Source organism: Oerskovia sp. 140933, from assembly GCF_059651515.1.
This window is the reverse complement of the sequence record NZ_JAMXIO010000042.1, coordinates 1-17541: the sequence shown is the minus strand read 5'-3', so window position 1 is coordinate 17541 and position 17541 is coordinate 1. Positions and strand designations below refer to the sequence as shown.

Sequence of the window (17541 nt, the reverse complement as noted above, 5' to 3'; positions counted from 1 at the left end):
ACGCCCAGATCGACGCCTTCACCAGGCCCGGCGGCGTCGATGAGCGCGACGTCGCCGTGGAGAAGGCATCGGGCACCCGCGAGGACTGCCCCGAGCTCGCACGGCTGCTCGCCGGCTTGCGCGAGGGAGACACCCTCGTAGTGACCAGGCTCGACCGCCTTGGCCGCTCGGCCGCGCACGTCGCACGCTTGGTGCGCGACCTCGACGAGCGCGCTGTCACCTTGCGATCGCTCTCCGAAACGCTGGATACCTCCAGCGCGGCTGGCCGCCTCATGGTCAACGTCCTGGCGGCTGTCGCGCGCTGCCGTCGACCGCGCTATCGGGGTCTCCCGAGACACCCTGTACCGGTCCCTTGCCGTCGTCGAATCCCTGTCGGACGTCTCGTCTACGATCCGTTCATGACAGCGGCCGAGATAGTCATGATTGGTCTGACTGCGGTCTCGGCCGTTGGTGCGGTATATGCAGGTGTGGTGTCCCACAAGGCCGAGTCGAACGCCTCGCACGCGAACCGGGCGGCGCGCGCAGCGAACGATCTGTCGTCCGAGAGCAACACGATCGCTCGAAGTGCGCGCGACGATGCGCGTAACGCCGTGCTCGACGTCGCCTGGGACGAACTCATCGTCGCGATCGCGCCGCTCCTTACGGTCATGCCCCACCGCGATGCACGGAATGGCGAGTACCTGGTTGCGGGGCGCGCGAGGTCGACGATCCTGATCGACAGACTCGACGGGTGGGAGCAGTTCGATGAATGGGTCGCGGCCGAGTGGCGGCTCGGTTCCTCGCTGGGGCGGGAAGTGATGGAGGAGATAGCCCGCTGCACCAGCCGCCAAGCAGTGGCAGCGCACGGTCCAATGAGCATTGACGAGGAACTGGCGATCACCGATCCCCTCCACACGTGGGCGGCCGGCTTTAACCACAATCTCCGTCGGTTCCGTATGGAGGGCTACAACGGCGAAACCGTCGCCGAGCTGCTGTCGCACGCGCGGAAGCTGACAGAGGACCTTTACGTGCGTCACGGTTGGACGCTGCCACCTGAATCGCTTCCGGGACTTGCCTCGTTGAAATGACGCGCCAGGTTTCGACGGCGCAGGCTCAGAACACGTCGTCGGCGGCGGCGGAGCGACCCCGGCGGGCAAACTGTCCGAAGGCTGTCGTTGGCTCGTGGCCTTCGGCGAGGGGGTGCGCGCTGGCAGGCGATGGGGGTTCAGGGCTCGTGCCAGCCGATTCATCCGGGCTCCACAGCATCCGCGGGTAGGCGTAGAGGCTCACAGCCCTAGCCCCACCCCTCATACCCGCACGAACCAGGGTGTGACTACCAGCGCGTCCTGGCCCTCGCGACCTTGTCCGGGTGGCGGGAAACCCTCGCTGCCCACGCATCGACTGTTCTGGGAGACGTGTTTGTCATCGACTCGCGCCCCTGTCCACACCCCACCTCTCGGCCCTCGACCACCTTCCCGGTCAGACCCTCGAAGCGCATCGCGCGCTTCGAGGGTCTTTCTTTTTGAGCGCTGCTCTGCCTCCCTCATGGCGGAAGTGCTCGCCTGCTGTGCAGCCGAAGGCCGCGCCCCGACCGGGCCGCCGCGTGACGCGCCCCTCGCCGAGGGCCGCAAGAGGGCCGCAGGCGGCCGATCCATGACCACTTCGAGGCCACCAACTGGTCACAGGGGGCCGCCACGGGACCGCAAGCGGTCCGTTCCCCGGTCGCTACGCGGCCCGAAAGGACCCAGATCGGTCCCGCTGTGGCCACGATCTGGCCACGCCGTGGCCAGGGTTCCAGCCATGCGGACCCCGAGACGAGACCGGATCGGTCTCGTCAGACGAGGGTCAAGGGCTGAGGTGGGCGGGAGCGTGGAGCGTATGGTCCGCTCGTGTTGGTTCCCCGGCGAACCATCACCGGTACTTGCCCCGGCCCGTCGGCCGTGACGCCGCTCCTTCGTCACGGAGTCCCGGTCTAGTCCCGGGTCTGCGCGCCGGCGATGCCTCCCCGAGACAGGCCGATGGAACCCATGGAGCCCGCGGGTCGCGAAGGCCACGGCCGCACCCCGCCCCCGCTGAAGGGACACCTCCAGCCACGGAGGCTCTTCTGCCCGGCTGCCCCCGAAGGGATGGAGTTCGAGGCGAGCTGGCGGCCGGCTGGCGCCGACCGTGTCGACGGAGTCGATGGGGCACAAGCCGTCCCTGGGGCATCCGCCCCGGGGGTATGAACCGCTCACCAGACCCCTCGCTGGCGCGAGTGTTCTGAGCCTGGACAGGACCAATGGCCAAAAGTGGTCGACGCTTCTTCTGTACCTGTCCGATCGAGAGTGCAAAAGCAGGGACAGGTACACAAGAAAATGGAGCACAGGGCCCATGACACTGAAAGCGATGGCAGTACGCGATCGCGAAGGTGACGGCACCTCCGGCCCGGCTGTGGGACCGGTCCTGTGACCAGGATCTTTCAGGCTCTGTGACGAAGTACGAGACAAGGACGCAGCGGAGCCGTATCGGAGCCGGTGGCCCCCTTTTTTGCTCGGCGACAAAGCACGAGAAGAAGCCCGCGCCTCGAAGCCAGAAGCGAGATCTGGCGACGACGGAGGCCGCCAGATGAGCAGCGACGCCGGTCACCGATCGCCCGGCTGCGCCGGAGAGAGTTCGAGGCCGCTCAGCGACCGAGGAGGCAACGAGATGAGGAAGCGGCAGCCGTAACTAACGACGCCACGAGCCGTCCTGGCGGACGGAGCAGAGCCTGCTGCGCAGCCAGTGACGACCACCAGCTCGACCTCCTTCGTCGGCCGATCCGGAGAGGCCAACGCCGCCGCTGCGCTCTGGCGAGACAGACAGCACAGGAGGCAACTGCGTTGCCGCGAGCCCAGGTCTTCGCTGCGCTACGACCCGGAGCTGATGGCCGCCGCGTGCCGCGTCGAGAGCGGGGCACGAGCGTGGTGACAAAGGCGGTCACCACGCTCGACGTCGCTGCGCTCCAAGGCTGTCACCCTGGTGCCAAGGCCCCAGAAAGACCGGTGACAGCCAAGCCCCGCCAACTCAACGAAAATGGATGCCACTGTCACCACCCCCCACTGCTGTCTCCTCCGTCGACGGGGGTGGTGACAGTGATGGTGTCACCATCCATTTCCGTTGATACATCAGCAGAAGCTGATCTCGATCTTCCGCTAAAGCTCCAGATGCGAGAGAGGAAGGGAAAGGGCATAAGGGGGGGTGACGCCGGGCTACGTCTCCAAGTCGCTGCGCTCCCTGGAGACTTGCCCGTCGGTCGGCACAGCCGACACCCCTTCGGTCGCCCCTGAGACTCTCGCTGCGCTCGGTCTCCGTGGCTCCCTCTCCCTCGTCGCTGCGCTCCTCGGGCCCCTACTGCGTCGCTGCGCTCCTTGCCCTGCTGTCATCCCTGGGGGGATGCCATCCGGGTGCCCACGCCCTCCGCGCGTCCGGGCTGCCCCCGCCACTCGTCCGCTGCGCTCCCTCGTGTCGGTGCCAGGTGGTCGCCGGTCTGCGACCTGCGATCGACCCACCGGCTGCGCCGGGTGTCGGAGCCACAGGTGTGGCGAACGGCTGGCGCCGCAGCCGGCGCGGTGCGCCGAGAGCTGGAGGTGCGAGGCAGGAAGTGGTGCCTGTTCGCTGAACTGTCGACCTGGGCTTCGACCACGAGTGCGATGTCCTCTCCCGCCTCGACACCCAACCTGGTCTGGAGGCCCGCCCCGCTCCCCAGACGAGTGGACCAGAGGTGGCTCGAGGCCAGGTTCGCCCACCAGAAGCACCGCGGCGTGCCGGGGATGACTGCCGAGGAAGCATCCCAGGACCTGGCCGCCGCGCTCGCCCCGCTCATCACCCCAGGGACGGGCCGGGAGGCCGCCCTACGTCGCGGGGAGACGGCGCCCGGTGCGACGGCCGCACAGCGCATCGCCGAGCGCCACGCTCGCTACCCCGAGCTGCGCGACCTGCATCTGGACGGCGGAGACGCGAGGCTCAGAACGTCCACCTGTAAAGACACAGGTCGCAGCCCTACCAGGCCCCTATCACCCGACTTCGCCGGAGCCCTGCCAGTGAGATAGCCCCATACCGCAGTCAGTGGATTATTGCAAGTCATCCAGGGCGGGTGGACGACGGGTTTGCGGACTTTTGCCCGCACTGCTACGCTTCGGGCGAATTACGAGGCTTGCGTGTGTTACGGTTCCGGCGCGCACCGCGCAACCGCAATTGCGGAAGAGTGAGAGACAAAGGAGCCAGACATGGCAATCAAGGACACGATGCGTTCGCTGGCCGGAAACTCGACGACCGAGGCGACTGCTGAGGAGAAGGTCCTCTCCAACGCCCCGCTCGGCGCCGACATCTTCGACGCTGACCGCCCGATGATTCACAGCGCCATCAACGAGGCCTGAGCCTCTTTGGCGGGAGCCCGCTCCGGTCACCACGACGGGGCGGGCTCTCGTCAGCCAAAGAATGTTCTCGATCGACGATTGGCCAATCCATTGTCTTCCCTGCACCCGCTCGTCAAGCTCGTAGACAAAACTGGAATTCTCGGCTCGGATAATTGGAACCGTCGCCATGTCCTGCTGCCCGGAGCGCTCTCCCCGGCGGATTTCCTGTCCGAACAGGACGTCTGGTCCTTCTTGGAGCAGCCATTCATGCGGAGCCCTTACTTCTCGGTCGTCAAGGAAGGCGTCTGGGCCAGGCCGGACGCAGTCACGCGGAGCGCGACCCTGCGCGACGAGACGCTCGACAACCTCTCGGATCCCTCGGGCATCCGTCGGGCCGTCGGCGCAGGTGCGACGATCAAGTTGAACCAGATGGAGGACTGGCACCGCCCGACGCGAGAGCTGATCCGACAACTCGAGGAGCGGATCCCTGCCGAGCTGAAGGCCTTCGTCTTCTACACGCCCGCCGACAACACGGGCATGCGTCCGCACCGCGACGGCTCGCACGTCCTCGCCGTCCAGTTGGCGGGGTCCAAGCGGTGGCGGATCCACGACGACCCCGACCAGGTGGACTCGCGATCGGGGCTCGACGTCGACGTCGACGTCTGGAGCCATGAGTTCGTCATGGAGCCAGGGGATGTCCTCTACCTCCCGCACGGCGTCCCGCACGCGCCCTCCGCGGAGGACGGAACTTCGCTGCACATCACGATCACTCTCACGGAGCCCGGCCCTCTCGATCTCTGCGAGGCCTTGCTCGCCGGCCTTGCGGACGAGCGGCCGCAGCTCTGGGCGAGCTGGGCACAACTTCGGAACGAGGATCGGGCAGACGCCGTGATCGAAGCCCTGACGTCCGCTCTTTCGGGCGTCGAGGAGCAGGAGCTGGTCACGACCGCGCTCGGACAGATGAGGAACAGGACGCTGTGATGACACTCTCCCCGACAGTCGTAGACGAGACCGTACCGACCAGTGCCGGCCTGAGCAGCCTCGTGGGTGACGTCAGCGAGTTCCGCGCCGACCGCTGGAGCGCCCTGCCGGCCCAGTTCACCAGTCGTGGCGCCCTTGGCCCGATCACGACGACTGAGGTGTGGGACCAGATTGACTGCGGCCTCGTCGTCCGACCGTTCGTCCGGCTCGCGCCGGAGAGGTCCGGGGTCGACGTCACCAGGCTCATCGTTAACAACCCGCGACCGGGATATGTCCAGTTCGAAGCCACCCGCGACGCCGTCCGTGACGGCTCGGTCCTGGTCCTGGAGCGCTCGGAGCTCTGGCATCGCGGACTGGCCGACGCTGTTGCCGACCTCCAAGCAGACTTCCCCTTCCCCGTGACGGCGACGGTCGTCGTTGTGCCGTCCAGCACGTCGGGTGCGTCGCTTCGTGAGCTGCTCGCCGCATCCGACCATGAGCACCTCTTCGCGGCGGTGGCTGAGGGAGCGCTGAACGTCAGGGTCGGACGTGGGCAGGTCGACACGGTGGCGCCCGGGTCGTTCGATGCTGTGCTCGTTCCCGACGAGATCGTCTACCTGCCTCCGGCATGGCTCGCGACGCTCGACGCGCAGGGCGGCGACTCCCTCGTGGTAGTCTTCCGGACCGTCGAAGCCTCGCCGACACAGCTGGCGGAGGTCGCTCTGGCGACGTTCATCGGGGGCCCGGCCGACCAGATCGCCGCGACGCATCACTTGATGTCGTCGAGCGACAAGGTGGAGTGGCTCCGCACCGAGCTCGCAGCGCACCTTCGCCAGCTGTCAGGTCGGTCACTGCTCGCGATCGTCCGAGACGACACCCGGTAGTGACCGTCGGTCTCGAGACAGGGCTGGGGACACAGTTTCTGAACAGCGTCCTGGGCTTGCAGCGGATCGTCTCCGCCGTCCCGTGGTGCGGGTGGTTGCTCGCCGAGGTCATGATGACCCGTCCGGAGCGTCACGGGCTGGTCCGCTACGTCCTGCGTTACGAGCGCCGCGCTGACGAGTGGTCGTTGGTGCATGCGGACGGGGACGCCACGCAGGTGGTTGCCCTGGACTCGACCTACCTCTACCTCGGTCGCGCATCCGAGCGTCGGCAGCGCGACGCTGTCTGGATCCGGTCGTCCGACAACGAGCGGCCGGCCCGAATCGTCGTCGAGTCACCGCGGGAGATCGTCTCCTTCGCTGCCAGTGAGGATCGCGTCGTCGCGATGGTCCGTGCCGACCCGGTGGCGACGGACCTCGCTCACGATGAGGAACTGGCTCGCGCCCGGCGCGGGTCCGGCGTATCCGTGATCCGCACGACACGGAACCTGGTTCCGCAGTCCGGTGCCTCCGACGACGGGTCGGTGCTGCGAGCCGTCGTCATCGACACGGCGGGAGCGGGTGCGCCACGCTTCCTTCACCTGCCCCTCGGGTCCGACGAAGAGCTCACCGGGGAGTGCGCCCTCAGCGACGACGGAGCGCTTGTCATGCTGGGAGTCGCGCACTGTCCCCGCTCGGGGCACCGTACGTACGGCATGGTGCTCGTCTCTCTCGACGACGACTCGACGACGCCCGTCTGGAAGGACGGTGTCGATCTGTCCGCGCCGATGGCCCGGCCCAGCGAGCGCGAGTTCGTGTGCGTCGGAGAGACGGTCGCCACCCCGGCCGACGCGCCGCACCAGCTCCCGGTCCTGGTCGACCGGCACGGCAGTTCGAGGTCGCTCTACGAGGAGCGGGACCTGTGGATGGTCCCAACGACGTGGATCGGTCGTGACCACCTGGTCTGCACCGCTCACGCAGGAGGCCGGCAACGAGCGTGGATCATCACGCCCGACGCCGAGGAGTCGACGCCGGCGACCGTGGACCTCGCCGGTTCGATCGAGAGCATCCGGACGCATCAGGGAGTTGCGGCGGTCGTGTGGTCCACGATCGACACTCCCCCCGAGGTCGCGACGCTGGAGGCCGCCGCACTGCTGCGCTCCGCGCAGGTCCCGGCGGGACGACTTGCGGCACCGAGCCTCGGTCGGGTGGGTCGTCTCGAGCGGTTCGAGACTGACACCGCTTCCGGTCGGCTCGGCGGGTGGCTCTGTCTTCCCCCGGGGGACCGGGCCGGTGGCTTTCCTGTTCTCGTGTGGTGCCACGGTGGTCCGTTGTCGAGCTGGTCGGGGTGGTCCTGGCGGTGGAACCCCTGGCCATACGTGCTCGAGGGCTACGCCGTCGTCCTGATCGACCCGCCGCTCTCGCTGGGGTACGGCCGCACGCCCGTCGCCGACGGGTGGGGAGCCTGGTCGACAGTCGTGGCGGCGACGGCTGCGGCGCAGATCGAGGGCTTGCTCTCCGACGACCCACGGCTCGACCGGGAACGTCTCGGCATCATGGGAGCGAGCTTCGGCGGCTGGCTGGCACTGGCGCTCGGCGCCCTGCTGACCCCGGTCAGGCTCGTGGTCGGTCACGCTGCGTGGCTAGACCTGCGGTCGGTGGCCCGGTCGTGCGACCTGCACTGGCACTGGCTCCGCGAGTACGGGGAGCTGGACGGGCTGTCGTACGACCTCGAGCGGGTCCACGTCGACCGGTACGACACGTCGACGGCGGTGCGACTCTCGCACGGCATGCAGGACCTGCACGTCCCCGCGGTCGAGGCCTTTGGCGTACACCGGGAGCTGGACCGGGTCGGCGTCGATGTCGAACTCGCGCTTTACCCCGATGAAGGACACGCTCTACGCCGTCCTGCGAACGTCAGAAGCTGGTTCGAGTGGGCTCTCGCCGCGTGCGCCGCCCACGTTTCCGCGGGAGACGTGGGATGACGACGCACGCACCCCACGCCCAGCCGACCGCGGACCATTGGATCGGAGACGACCCGTCAGCCAGCGTCCTGGGAACGGGCACCTCACTCCGGGTCCGTTCCCTCGACGCGACGGAGGCGTACGCCCGAGCAGAGTTGGACGCCTGCGGCATCACCCGCATCGCCGACGTCACCGACCTCGACCGGGTCGGGATCGACGTCTACCACTCGGTCCGACCGGATGCGATGACCGGCCTCAACACCGTGACGAGCGGCAAGGGCACCTCGAAGCAGGCTGCTCGGGTCTCCGCGATGATGGAGGCGATCGAGCGCCGGTGGTGCGAGCCGCCGGTCGGGGGAATGGTCCGGGCCACGTACGACAGCCTCGTCCTCGAGGGCAGGGCCGTTCTCGACCCTCGCAGACTCACACCCCGACGTTCGCACCGCTGGAGCCCCTCGACCGAGATCACCTGGTGCCCGACCCGCAGCCTCGGCACGGACGAGATCGTCCTGGTCCCCGCGTTGGCGGTCTTCACGCCGTTCCCGCACGAGGCCGGCCTGTTCAGCTCGAACACGATCGGGCTCGCGGCCGGGAACACGCCGCAGGAGGCGCTCTTCCACGGTCTCCTGGAGCTCGTCGAGCACGACAGCACAGCATTCGGCGAGACGCTTCAGGACGGCCTGCTGATCGCCGAGCCCACGCTGCCGAGCGAAGCAAGACGACTCGTCGCGATGTTCGACGAGGCAGGCGTCGACGTCGATGTGATCGCGTACGCGAACCACATCGGCGTGCCCACGTTCAGCGTCGCCATCGAGGACCGGCACCGCCGGGACGGAATGCTGTTCAACGGGGGGGCCGGATGTCACCTCGATCCCGAGGTGGCGGTGCTCCGCGCCCTCACCGAGGCGGCTCAGTCCCGGCTCAATGTCATCGCCGGAGCCAGGGAGGACTTCGACCGCCAGGCCTACCGTCGGCACACGTCGTACGCCGACCTCAAGGGCCGGTTCGACGTCTGGCGCGCGGGATTCTCGCCCGGCAGCTTCGCGGACCTGCCCCGACTGACGACCGGCACGCTGGACGATAACCTGACGACTCTCGTCATGCTGCTGGGCCGGGCGGGAGTCCACGGGCTGTACGCCGTGGAGCTGGCACCGCCCGACTACCCGTTCTCGATCACCAAGGTCGTCGTCCCGGGCCTCGAGGTGTTCCACGAGGACAAGAACCGGCTAGGCGTGAGGTTGCACCGGGCGATTTCGCATCGCACCGAACCTGTCGAGGTGTCGTCATGACCCTCCACGCCGACGCCGGGCTGCCGGACTGGATCGTCTTCGCCGGACCGTCGCTCCGACCGCGCGACACGCTCGTCCTGGACAGGGCCGCCCGGTCCCGGCACTGCGCGATCGACTGGCGAGCACCGGTCTGCCGGGGCGACCTGCTGGACGCGCTCGCCGAGCACCCGTCGGCAACGGGGGTCCTCATCCTCGACGGTGGGTTCGGACAGAACCTGTCGGTGAGTGTCGCGGAGATCCGGCAGGCGTGCGTGAGCGTGCAGACGATCCGGGGCGGGTCCTCCATGGGGGCGCTCCGTGCGGTGGAGTGCCGCACGTTGGGGATGGAGGGCACGGGCTGGGTCTTCCACCAGTACCTCTCGGGCGCGACCGAGTCGGATGGTGACGTCGCCCTGCTCTACGAGCCGTTCGACCTCTCCCCGCTCACCGTCCCGCTCATCAACGTCCGCTATCTCCTGGAACTCCTCGTGGCCGGCGGACAGCTCGAGCCGTCCGCATCGTCGGACGCCCTCAGGATCGCGCGCGCCTTGCACTACGCCGATCGGCGCCCGACCGTCCTCGCTCACCACTGGACGGTGGGGCTCCCCGACCGCGCGAGACAGGTCCTCGTACCCGCGCTTGCAGACGATCGCCGGGACAGCTGGGACCGCAAACGCCTCGACGCCATCGAGGCCATCACTGGACTAGAGGCACGAAGATGACGATGTTGACCAGAGCACTAGCACAGCTGCCCAGCACGCGAAGCGGTCGGACGCTGTCCTCGCTCCATCTCGCCGATGCCGTCGGCAAGGGTGTGTTTCTCAGCGGAAGCATCGTGTACTTCACCCAGATCACCGGGCTGACGGCCGGTGAGATCGGGATCGGCGCATCGCTGGCCGGGGTAGGCGGGCTCCTGGCGACGCTGTGCCTCGGACCGGTCGCGGACCGGAGCGGCCCGAAGTTCATCCTGTTACTCATGCTCGCCATCCAGGCGATCGGCTTCGCCCTCTACCCCACCGTGCACTCGGTGGCGATGTTCTTCGTGCTCGTCACCGTCATGGGCGTCGCCGAGCACGGAGGCGGCCCGGCGTTCGGAGCGATCATCGCGTCCCTGCACTCACCGGAGCAGCGCGTCGCCGTGCGGGCTTGGCTGCGCACCGTCTTCAACACCGGCTTCGCGCTGGGTACCGGCATGTCGGCCTTGGCGATGCTCGGCGGCGAGGCATGGGTCCGCGTCCTGCCGGTGATCGCTGCCGTGATGATGTTCGTCTCCGCGGTGCTCGTCCCCTGGCTACCCCCGGTCGCGCGCGTGCCCCGCGGTCGGACACAGCTGTTCACGGCGGTGCGGAACCTGCGCTTCATGTCGATCGTGGCGCTGAACTTCCCGCTCGCGCTGCACGCGACCATCCTCCTGGTCGCGCTGCCGTTGATCATCGTCACGAGCACCGACCTCCCCGATGCCGTCGTCCCGGCAACGCTGATCGTCAACACCGTGCTGGTGATCCTCCTGCAGGTCAGGGCATCGAAGGGCGCCGAGGAGCTGTCCGGAGCGGCTCGGGTGGGCCGAGAGGCCGGACTCTGGCTCGCGGCAGCCTGCGTCCTGATCATGCCGATCGCCTTCCTGCCGGTCGTTCCTGCTCTTGTCACCGTCGCGGTCGTCGTGCTGCTGCTCACCGTCGCGGAGCTTCGACAGGCGAGCGCGTCCTGGGGGATGGCGCACGGGCTGGCCCCGGCGGAGGCGAGTGCGGAGTACATCGGAACCTTCAACCTCTACTCGGTGGCCCAGAGCATCCTCGGCCCGGTCCTTCTGGTCGCGACGATCGACAGCCTGGGCGACATCGCGTGGCTGCTTGCCGCGCTGCTGGTCGCCGCCGCCGGACTTGCCCTGCCGTTCGCGGTCCGAGCCATGACGCGCCCGACGTCCGAGCAGACGGAGGTCGTCCCGTGATCGGCGCGATCCGACTTCTCTCCGTCGATGACGTCGACGATGTCACGGCGCTGCTCCGGGAGAACCGCGAGTTCATGGCGCCGTGGGACCCGACGCGGGGCGACGAGTACTTCCTCGTCGAGAAGCAGCTGGAGATCGCGGAGCAGAGCCTCGAAGCTCACTCGCAGGGCACCATGCTCCCGGTCGTGATCCTCGACGACACCGGTGCGATCGCCGGACGGCTCAACCTCAACGGGATCACCCGGGGGGCGTTTCAGTCGGCCTCCCTGGGCTACTGGGTGAGCGAGAGGGCGAATGGACGGGGCCTCGCGACGAGAGCGGTCGCCGACGTCGTCGAGTTCGCCTTCGGTGAGCTGAGACTGCACCGGCTCCAGGCCGAGACCCTGTTCGCGAACTCCGCGTCGCAGCGGGTGCTCGCCAAGAACGGGTTCCGGCCGTATGGAGTTGCACCGAGCTATCTGCGGATCGACGGGCGCTGGCAGGATCACGTCCTCTTCCAGCTGATCGCCGACGAGCCGGCCCAGTGATCGCGCACAGGCGGCTCGGGCAGTCCGGGCTCAAGGTCAGCGAGGTCTCCTTCGGCGGGTGGCTCAACCGGACGGAGGGTGAGGCCCTCGCCCTGACGACGACCGCGCTCGAACTCGGGATCACGACCTTCGACACGGCCGACGTGTACGGCGCCACGCGGGCGGAGTCGGTCCTGGGCCGGGCCGTGCGGGGCGAACGCCGAGAGTCGTTGGTCATCTCGACGAAGGTCTTCGCGCGTGTCGGTCCGGGCGCGAACGATCGCGGCCTCTCCCGCAAGCACGTCTTCGAGGCGTGCCATGCGTCGCTGCGCAGGTTGGGTACGGACTACATCGACATCTACCATGCGCACCGCTTCGACCCTGACGTACCGCTGCGGGAGACGCTTCGCGCGTTCGACGACCTGGTCCGGCAAGGGAAGGTGCTGTACGTCGGCGTCTCGGAGTGGACTCCGGAGCAGATCCGCCGAGCAATGACGATCGCCGACGACCTGGGTCTCGACCGCATCGTCGTGAACCAGCCCCAATACAGCATGCTCTGGCGAACCGTCGAAGCGGAGGTCTCTCCTCTATGCGCCCAGGAGGGCATCGGCCAGATGGCCTGGTCCCCTCTCGCCCAAGGACTGCTCAGCGCGAAGTACGTGCCCGGTCAGCCGCTTCCCTCCGACTCCCGCGCGGCCGGTTCTCTGTCGGCGAAGTTCGCCCGCGGCGGTCTCGAGACGGCTGTCCTGTCGAGGATCCAGCAACTGCGGGCCATCGCGGCCGACCTCGGGATGACGACCACGCAGCTCGCCCTGGCGTGGGTGCTCAGTCGCGAGACCGTCGCCTCCGTCATCGTCGGTGCGAGCAGACCGGAGCAGCTCGCCGAGAACGTGGCGGCTGCCGGCATGACCCTCGATCGACAGGCTCTCCGTCTCATCGACGAGGTGGTCGGCGACATCGCGGAGAAGGACCCCGCGCATATTCCGTCCGAGCCCGACGACTACCGCCGCGACACGAGGACCATGGATGAATCTGTCTAGCGACCGTGGCCGACTTGACGAGCTGCTCCGGCTGGTCCGCGGCGACGAGAAGCATGAGAAGGCGTCGTCGTCGACGATCGACGTGATCTGGGTGATCTTCGACCGTGTGCTCGAGGCCGGGACAGGGGCCCAGCGACGTGACCTGTTCTACCTGTCGAAGGGTCACGGACCCATGGCGTACTACGCCGTCCTGACGGCGAAGGGCTATCTCGAGCCGACAGACCTGTACCAGTTCGGCCGCTTCCATGGTCGCCTCGGACATCACCCCGACCGGATCACCGCACCGGCCGCCATCGACATCTCGAGCGGCTCCCTCGGTCACGGGCTCGGGCTCGCTGTCGGCACGGCGCTCGGGTTCCGTGCGCAGGGACAGGACGACAGGCGCATCTTCGTGCTGGTCGGCGACGGCGAGCTCGACGAGGGCAGCGTCTGGGAGGCGATCGCGTTCGCCGGTCGGGCTCGGTTGTCGGCGATCTGTCTGGTCGTCGTCGACAACGAGTCGGCGAGTCACGGCTGGCCAGGGGGCATCGAGGCTCGGCTGAGTGCCGAGTCATGGTCCGCCATCCGTGTGCCCGCATGGGATCACGGCGCACTCGAGACGGCGCTCAGCGAGACGGGCTCGGGACTGCCACAGGCAGTCGTCGTCCATGCAATGGGGCTGCCGAAGCCTCGAGGAGGTGAGTGACGTGGCAGGCGCGATGCGTGCCCGATTCGTCGACGTCGTGCGGGACCTGCTCGACACCGACACCCGGACCATGGTGGTCACCGCGGACCTGACGTCCGAGATGCTGCAGCCCGCCCGGGACCGCCACCCGCTGCGAGTCATCAACGTGGGCATCCGCGAGCAGCTGATGATCGACGCTGCCGGCGGGATTGCCCTGGCCGGCATGCGCCCCTTCGTCCACAGCTTCGCGCCTTTCCTCGTTGAGAGGCCGTTCGAGCAGATCAAGGTGAGCCTGAACCACCAGGGCGCCGGCGCGGTGCTCGTCAGTGCGGGTGCGTCGTACGACATCTCCGGTGGGGGACGCACGCACCAGGCACCGGGGGACGTCGCGCTCCTCAACACGCTCCCGGACTGGACCATCCATGTGCCGGGCCACCCCGACGAGGTCGAGGATGAGCTTCGGGCGGCAGCCGTGGTCGACGATCTTGTCTACGTCCGACTCTCCAACCAGGGCAACCGGACGGCATTTGCGGTCCGGGGTTCGTCGCTCGTGCGGCTCAAGTCCGGGCGGCGGGGGACCGTCCTCGTCGTGGGGCCCCTGTGCGACTCGGTGCTGGCTGCCACCGCCGACGTCGACGTGAACGTCGTCTACACCACCACGCCCCGCCCGCTGGACGCCCCGCAGCTCAGGGCCCTGATCGGCTCCGCGGGGGCCCGGGCAGTCGCAGTCGTCGAACCGATGCTCGAGGGCACGAGCGTCGAGGAGGTACGCCGGGCCCTCGACGACCGACCCCTTCATCTCCTGGCCGTCGGGGTGCCCCGCCCCGAGCTGCGGCACTACGGCTCGCCGGCACAGCACGCCGCCGCTCATGGGCTCGACGAGCGCAGCCTCCGACGCCGACTCACCTCGTTCTTCGACACAACTCACTTCCGGAGCAACTGATGCCCCTCTCCCTCATCAACGAGACCGGACCCCTGGAGCCTCAGGACGCACGGCGCTTCGCGCGGCACATCAGCATCCCGATGATCGGAGCAGCGGGCCAGCAGCGGCTTCGAGCGGCGCGCGTTCTTGTCGTCGGCGCAGGTGGCCTGGGCACGCCGGTTCTCATGTACCTGGCTGCCGCAGGGGTCGGGACCATCGGTGTCGTCGACGACGACACCGTCGAGGAGTCCAACCTGCAGAGGCAGGCCATCCACTCGATGCGGACGCTAGGGCAGCCCAAGACCTCGTCGGCACGAGCATTTATCCACGACCTCGATCCCGGGATCACGGTCGTGGAGCATCGCGTCCGGCTGGACGAGCACAACGCGCTCGCACTCGTCGGCGAGTACGACCTGGTGATCGACGGTAGCGACAACTTTGCCACCCGCTACCTCGTCAACGACGCATGCGTGCTCCTGAAGAAGCCGTGCGTGTGGGGTTCGGTCTTCCAGTTCTCCGGCCAGGTCAGCGTGTTTTGGGTGGGCCACGGTCCTTGCTACCGATGCCTGTTCCCGCAGGCGCCTCCCGCCGAATACGCTCCAAGCTGTGCTGAAGGCGGCGTGTTCGGCGCGATCTGCGGCAGCATCGGCACTCTCCAGACCGCCGAGGCCATCAAGATCATCACCGGTGTCGGTCAACCGCTCATCGGGCGGCTGTGGCTCCAGGACAGCGCGGCCGCGACCACGCGTGTCCTGCAGTTCGGCCGCGATCAGGAGTGTGCCGTGTGCGGGGACTCCCCGACCATCGGGTCACCTCAGCTGGAGGCCGAGTCCTGCGCCCTCCCGCAGTCGCCGGCCCTCGTCGTCACTGCCCGTGAGCTGTGTCACCAGCTTGACGAGTCCGAGGGTGTGCCCCATGGAGTCGAGCTGTGGGACATCCGGGAGGAGTTCGAGTGGGCGAGCGGCACGATCCCCGGCGCGCGCCTGGTCGGCCCGAACGGCGTCGACGATGCCCAACCCGGTGCCGCGACCGCGACCGTCATCATCTACTGCGAGGGTGGAGTTCGTTCCGCTCGAGCGCTGCCCAGGCTGCTCGAGCGGGGAATCTCGGCTCGGCACCTGGATGGCGGGATCAGTGCATGGAAGGCCGCCGACAAGGGAGTGCGAGCATGAGTGTCATCCTGGAGATCCCGCCGACGATCCAGGCCGCGGTCCACGTACCCGCAGAGGTCGAGGTCCAGCCCGGAACGGTCCGCGCGCTGCTCAACGAGCTATTCCTCGGCTGGCCAGAGGTACGCCCTCGCCTGGTCGCGGAGGCAGGCGGGCTCCACAGATTCGTGAGCGTCTACGTGGGTGACACCGACATCCGTCTGCTGGACGGACTCGACTCGTTCGCGGTCGCGGGTCAGAGGGTCGTAATCCTCAGCGCGGTCTCGGGCGGATAGCTCGCCGACCACGACGGAGGTGTCGCCGCGAGACCCTCGGTGCAGCAGAGTGCCGATCTGCGTGCACATGAGCCTCGCGCGACGACAGGCGGGACGGTATGTCTCTATGGTCAGCACCTTCCCCGCGTCCCAGTCGACGGGCATGGTGGTGCCCTCGTCCCCACTCGTCCGGCTACCGTCCGATGGCGGCCGACGGTCGGCCGGCCGGCCGAGATGCGAGACCTGCCTCGACGCGGGGAGAGCCGGTACCGATGGCAGGCGTGACGGTCCTCGGACAAGGTCGCCTTGTCGGGTGCGTCGTTATCCAGCCGGCTCGCCGCCGATACGGCTGCCGACAACGTCCTCGCGGCAGTCGCCCGCTGGGCGTGCAGTGCGTCTACCGTGACCACGGCACCGGTCAGGTCCAGGACGTCGAGCAGGGCCCGGGCCGCGCCGATCTCCGAGCCCTTGTCATCGATCGCGACCTGCCCGGCCACGGTTGCGGTGGTGTGGTCGAACGCCGCGACCAGGAACGAGCGGACCGCGCCCATCTTCCTTGCTCCGCGTAGCGCCTTGTCATCGATCGCCAAGACCCTGCGCCCGTCGACCATGCCCGCTCTCGTGCGTGACCACGCCCCGAGGATCTCCTCGAGACGGCCCGTGTCCAGGCGCGCGAAGACCCGACGGAACGTCGACTCATCCGCGATCCGCGTAACCCCGAGCCGGGCCAGGCGTCCGTCCCCAGACCCTGCCGCGTCCTTGACCCACTCCCCGATCGCAGTGAATCCCTGCGCTCCGGCCAGGACCGCGCACAGCGCAACAGCGACCAGACCATGCACGCTGTGACGACGACCGCGACGCGTACGAGGATCAGGCAGACCGGTCAGTAGGTCCATCAGTAGCTGCTCACGTGAGACAGCCTTGGACGAGGGGACAGGGACGCGAGACGATGACGACACGTGGGCGTGTTCCTCAGGTTGAACGGAAGCGTAGGAACTCCCGATCCAACCCGTACCGGACACGCCCACACCAGAACGTCCACCTGTAAAGACACAGGTCGCAGCCCTACCAGGCCCCCTATCATCCGACTTCGCCGGAGCCCTGGCTCCAGAATCGACCCATGCAGACCTATCCACTGAGCGAAGCGAAGACCAACCTGTCCGCCCTGGTCGACGGGCTGGAGAACAGCCACGAGCCGGTGACGATCACGCGGCATGGCAAGGCGGTCGCCGTGCTCATCGCGCCCGAGGACCTGGCGACCCTGATAGACGCGCTGGGCTGGCTGTCCGACCCCGACCATGCGGCCGAGATGGCCGAGGCTGAGTCCGCGGTCGAGGAGGGACACACCCTCAGCCTCGACGAGGTCCGCGCTCAGCTCGCTGAACGTCGATGACGGAGGCTCAGCCGGACCAGCCGTGGGACGTCCACTTCACGCCGCCGGTGCTTCGCACCCTGCCCAAGGTCCCGCCGCGCCTGGCCGATGCCGGGTTCCGGTTCTGCACGGAGCGGCTGGCGGGGAACCCGTACGCGTGACCAAGTCCTAGGTGTACTGACCCGTTGCGTTGTTGATTCGGTCGATGGGTCGTAGGCCGCCGATGCCGAGGTGGGGTCGTTCCAGGTTGTAGTGGTTGAGC

17 protein-coding genes and 1 pseudogene are annotated in these 17541 nt (G+C 68.2%); 17 read left to right on the top strand and 1 reads right to left on the bottom strand.

Annotated elements, in window-relative coordinates:
- Positions 1–8 precede the first annotated feature (8 nt).
- The 15 genes and pseudogenes from NHG27_RS16870 to NHG27_RS16800 form a co-directional block, all read left to right on the top strand.
- Positions 9–299 (top strand): annotated as a pseudogene (locus NHG27_RS16870) (recombinase family protein); the annotation flags it as partial.
- Between the two features lie 99 nt (positions 300–398).
- On the top strand, positions 399–1067 hold the full coding sequence (locus NHG27_RS16865; RefSeq protein WP_497017070.1) for a hypothetical protein: 669 nt from the start codon (positions 399–401) through the stop codon (positions 1065–1067).
- Between the two features lie 3156 nt (positions 1068–4223).
- Positions 4224–4373, top strand: a complete 150-nt coding sequence (locus NHG27_RS16860) for a hypothetical protein (protein WP_497017069.1) — start codon at positions 4224–4226, stop codon at positions 4371–4373.
- A 78-nt stretch (positions 4374–4451) separates the two neighbouring features.
- Positions 4452–5333, top strand: a complete 882-nt coding sequence (locus NHG27_RS16855; RefSeq protein WP_497017068.1) for a JmjC domain-containing protein — start codon at positions 4452–4454, stop codon at positions 5331–5333.
- Complete coding sequence (locus NHG27_RS16850) at positions 5333–6196, top strand: hypothetical protein (RefSeq protein ID WP_497017067.1); 864 nt, start codon at positions 5333–5335, stop codon at positions 6194–6196. Before NHG27_RS16855 ends, NHG27_RS16850 begins: the two co-directional genes overlap by 1 nt.
- A 692-nt stretch (positions 6197–6888) precedes the next feature.
- Positions 6889–8157 carry an alpha/beta hydrolase family protein gene (locus tag NHG27_RS16845; protein ID WP_497017066.1) on the top strand — a complete coding sequence of 423 codons (1269 nt, stop codon included), beginning with the start codon at positions 6889–6891 and terminating at the stop codon, positions 8155–8157.
- Positions 8154–9425 carry a YcaO-like family protein gene (locus tag NHG27_RS16840; RefSeq protein ID WP_497017065.1) on the top strand — a complete coding sequence of 424 codons (1272 nt, stop codon included), beginning with the start codon at positions 8154–8156 and terminating at the stop codon, positions 9423–9425. Before NHG27_RS16845 ends, NHG27_RS16840 begins: the two co-directional genes overlap by 4 nt.
- A complete protein-coding gene (locus tag NHG27_RS16835; protein ID WP_497017064.1) occupies positions 9422–10126 on the top strand; it encodes a TfuA-like protein in 705 nt (234 codons plus the stop codon). The genes NHG27_RS16840 and NHG27_RS16835 overlap by 4 nt, the downstream gene beginning before the upstream one ends.
- On the top strand, positions 10123–11352 hold the full coding sequence (locus NHG27_RS16830) for an MFS transporter (RefSeq protein WP_497017063.1): 1230 nt from the start codon (positions 10123–10125) through the stop codon (positions 11350–11352). Before NHG27_RS16835 ends, NHG27_RS16830 begins: the two co-directional genes overlap by 4 nt.
- Positions 11349–11879, top strand: a complete 531-nt coding sequence (locus tag NHG27_RS16825) for a GNAT family N-acetyltransferase (protein ID WP_497017062.1) — start codon at positions 11349–11351, stop codon at positions 11877–11879. Before NHG27_RS16830 ends, NHG27_RS16825 begins: the two co-directional genes overlap by 4 nt.
- Positions 11879–12898, top strand: coding sequence for an aldo/keto reductase family protein (locus tag NHG27_RS16820; RefSeq protein ID WP_497017092.1), 1020 nt, complete (start codon positions 11879–11881; stop codon positions 12896–12898). The genes NHG27_RS16825 and NHG27_RS16820 overlap by 1 nt, the downstream gene beginning before the upstream one ends.
- Positions 12885–13583 (top strand): thiamine pyrophosphate-binding protein, encoded by a 699-nt coding sequence (locus NHG27_RS16815; protein WP_497017061.1) that lies wholly within the window; start codon positions 12885–12887, stop codon positions 13581–13583. Before NHG27_RS16820 ends, NHG27_RS16815 begins: the two co-directional genes overlap by 14 nt.
- Positions 13576–14505: a transketolase family protein gene (locus NHG27_RS16810; protein ID WP_497017060.1), complete on the top strand. Its 930-nt coding sequence runs from the start codon at positions 13576–13578 to the stop codon at positions 14503–14505. Before NHG27_RS16815 ends, NHG27_RS16810 begins: the two co-directional genes overlap by 8 nt.
- On the top strand, positions 14505–15656 hold the full coding sequence (moeB, locus tag NHG27_RS16805; RefSeq protein WP_497017059.1) for a molybdopterin-synthase adenylyltransferase MoeB: 1152 nt from the start codon (positions 14505–14507) through the stop codon (positions 15654–15656). Before NHG27_RS16810 ends, moeB begins: the two co-directional genes overlap by 1 nt.
- Positions 15653–15928 (top strand): MoaD/ThiS family protein, encoded by a 276-nt coding sequence (locus NHG27_RS16800; RefSeq protein WP_497017058.1) that lies wholly within the window; start codon positions 15653–15655, stop codon positions 15926–15928. Before moeB ends, NHG27_RS16800 begins: the two co-directional genes overlap by 4 nt.
- Positions 15929–16038: 110 nt before the next feature.
- On the opposite strand, the gene NHG27_RS16795 is transcribed toward NHG27_RS16800, so the two are convergent.
- Positions 16039–16803: an ISAs1 family transposase gene (locus tag NHG27_RS16795; protein ID WP_497017057.1), complete on the bottom strand. Its 765-nt coding sequence runs from the start codon at positions 16801–16803 to the stop codon at positions 16039–16041.
- Between the two features lie 224 nt (positions 16804–17027).
- Here NHG27_RS16795 and NHG27_RS16790 point away from each other — a divergent pair, with 224 nt between their 5' ends.
- Both NHG27_RS16790 and NHG27_RS16785 read left to right on the top strand, forming a co-directional pair.
- A complete protein-coding gene (locus NHG27_RS16790; protein WP_497017056.1) occupies positions 17028–17300 on the top strand; it encodes a type II toxin-antitoxin system Phd/YefM family antitoxin in 273 nt (90 codons plus the stop codon).
- A complete protein-coding gene (locus tag NHG27_RS16785) occupies positions 17297–17440 on the top strand; it encodes a hypothetical protein (RefSeq protein WP_497017055.1) in 144 nt (47 codons plus the stop codon). The genes NHG27_RS16790 and NHG27_RS16785 overlap by 4 nt, the downstream gene beginning before the upstream one ends.
- Positions 17441–17541 lie beyond the last annotated feature (101 nt).

Coding starts and splice junctions, on each gene's coding strand:
- NHG27_RS16865 (WP_497017070.1), top strand. CDS start 399: ATGACAGCGGCCGAGATAGTCATGATTGGTCTGACTGCGGTCTCGGCC.
- NHG27_RS16860 (WP_497017069.1), top strand. CDS start 4,224: ATGGCAATCAAGGACACGATGCGTTCGCTGGCCGGAAACTCGACGACC.
- NHG27_RS16850 (WP_497017067.1), top strand. CDS start 5,333: ATGACACTCTCCCCGACAGTCGTAGACGAGACCGTACCGACCAGTGCC.
- NHG27_RS16845 (WP_497017066.1), top strand. CDS start 6,889: ATGGTGCTCGTCTCTCTCGACGACGACTCGACGACGCCCGTCTGGAAG.
- NHG27_RS16840 (WP_497017065.1), top strand. CDS start 8,154: ATGACGACGCACGCACCCCACGCCCAGCCGACCGCGGACCATTGGATC.
- NHG27_RS16835 (WP_497017064.1), top strand. CDS start 9,422: ATGACCCTCCACGCCGACGCCGGGCTGCCGGACTGGATCGTCTTCGCC.
- NHG27_RS16830 (WP_497017063.1), top strand. CDS start 10,123: ATGACGATGTTGACCAGAGCACTAGCACAGCTGCCCAGCACGCGAAGC.
- NHG27_RS16815 (WP_497017061.1), top strand. CDS start 12,885: ATGAATCTGTCTAGCGACCGTGGCCGACTTGACGAGCTGCTCCGGCTG.
- moeB (WP_497017059.1), top strand. CDS start 14,505: ATGCCCCTCTCCCTCATCAACGAGACCGGACCCCTGGAGCCTCAGGAC.
- NHG27_RS16800 (WP_497017058.1), top strand. CDS start 15,653: ATGAGTGTCATCCTGGAGATCCCGCCGACGATCCAGGCCGCGGTCCAC.
- NHG27_RS16795 (WP_497017057.1), bottom strand. CDS start 16,803: ATGGACCTACTGACCGGTCTGCCTGATCCTCGTACGCGTCGCGGTCGT.
- NHG27_RS16790 (WP_497017056.1), top strand. CDS start 17,028: ATGCAGACCTATCCACTGAGCGAAGCGAAGACCAACCTGTCCGCCCTG.
- NHG27_RS16785 (WP_497017055.1), top strand. CDS start 17,297: ATGACGGAGGCTCAGCCGGACCAGCCGTGGGACGTCCACTTCACGCCG.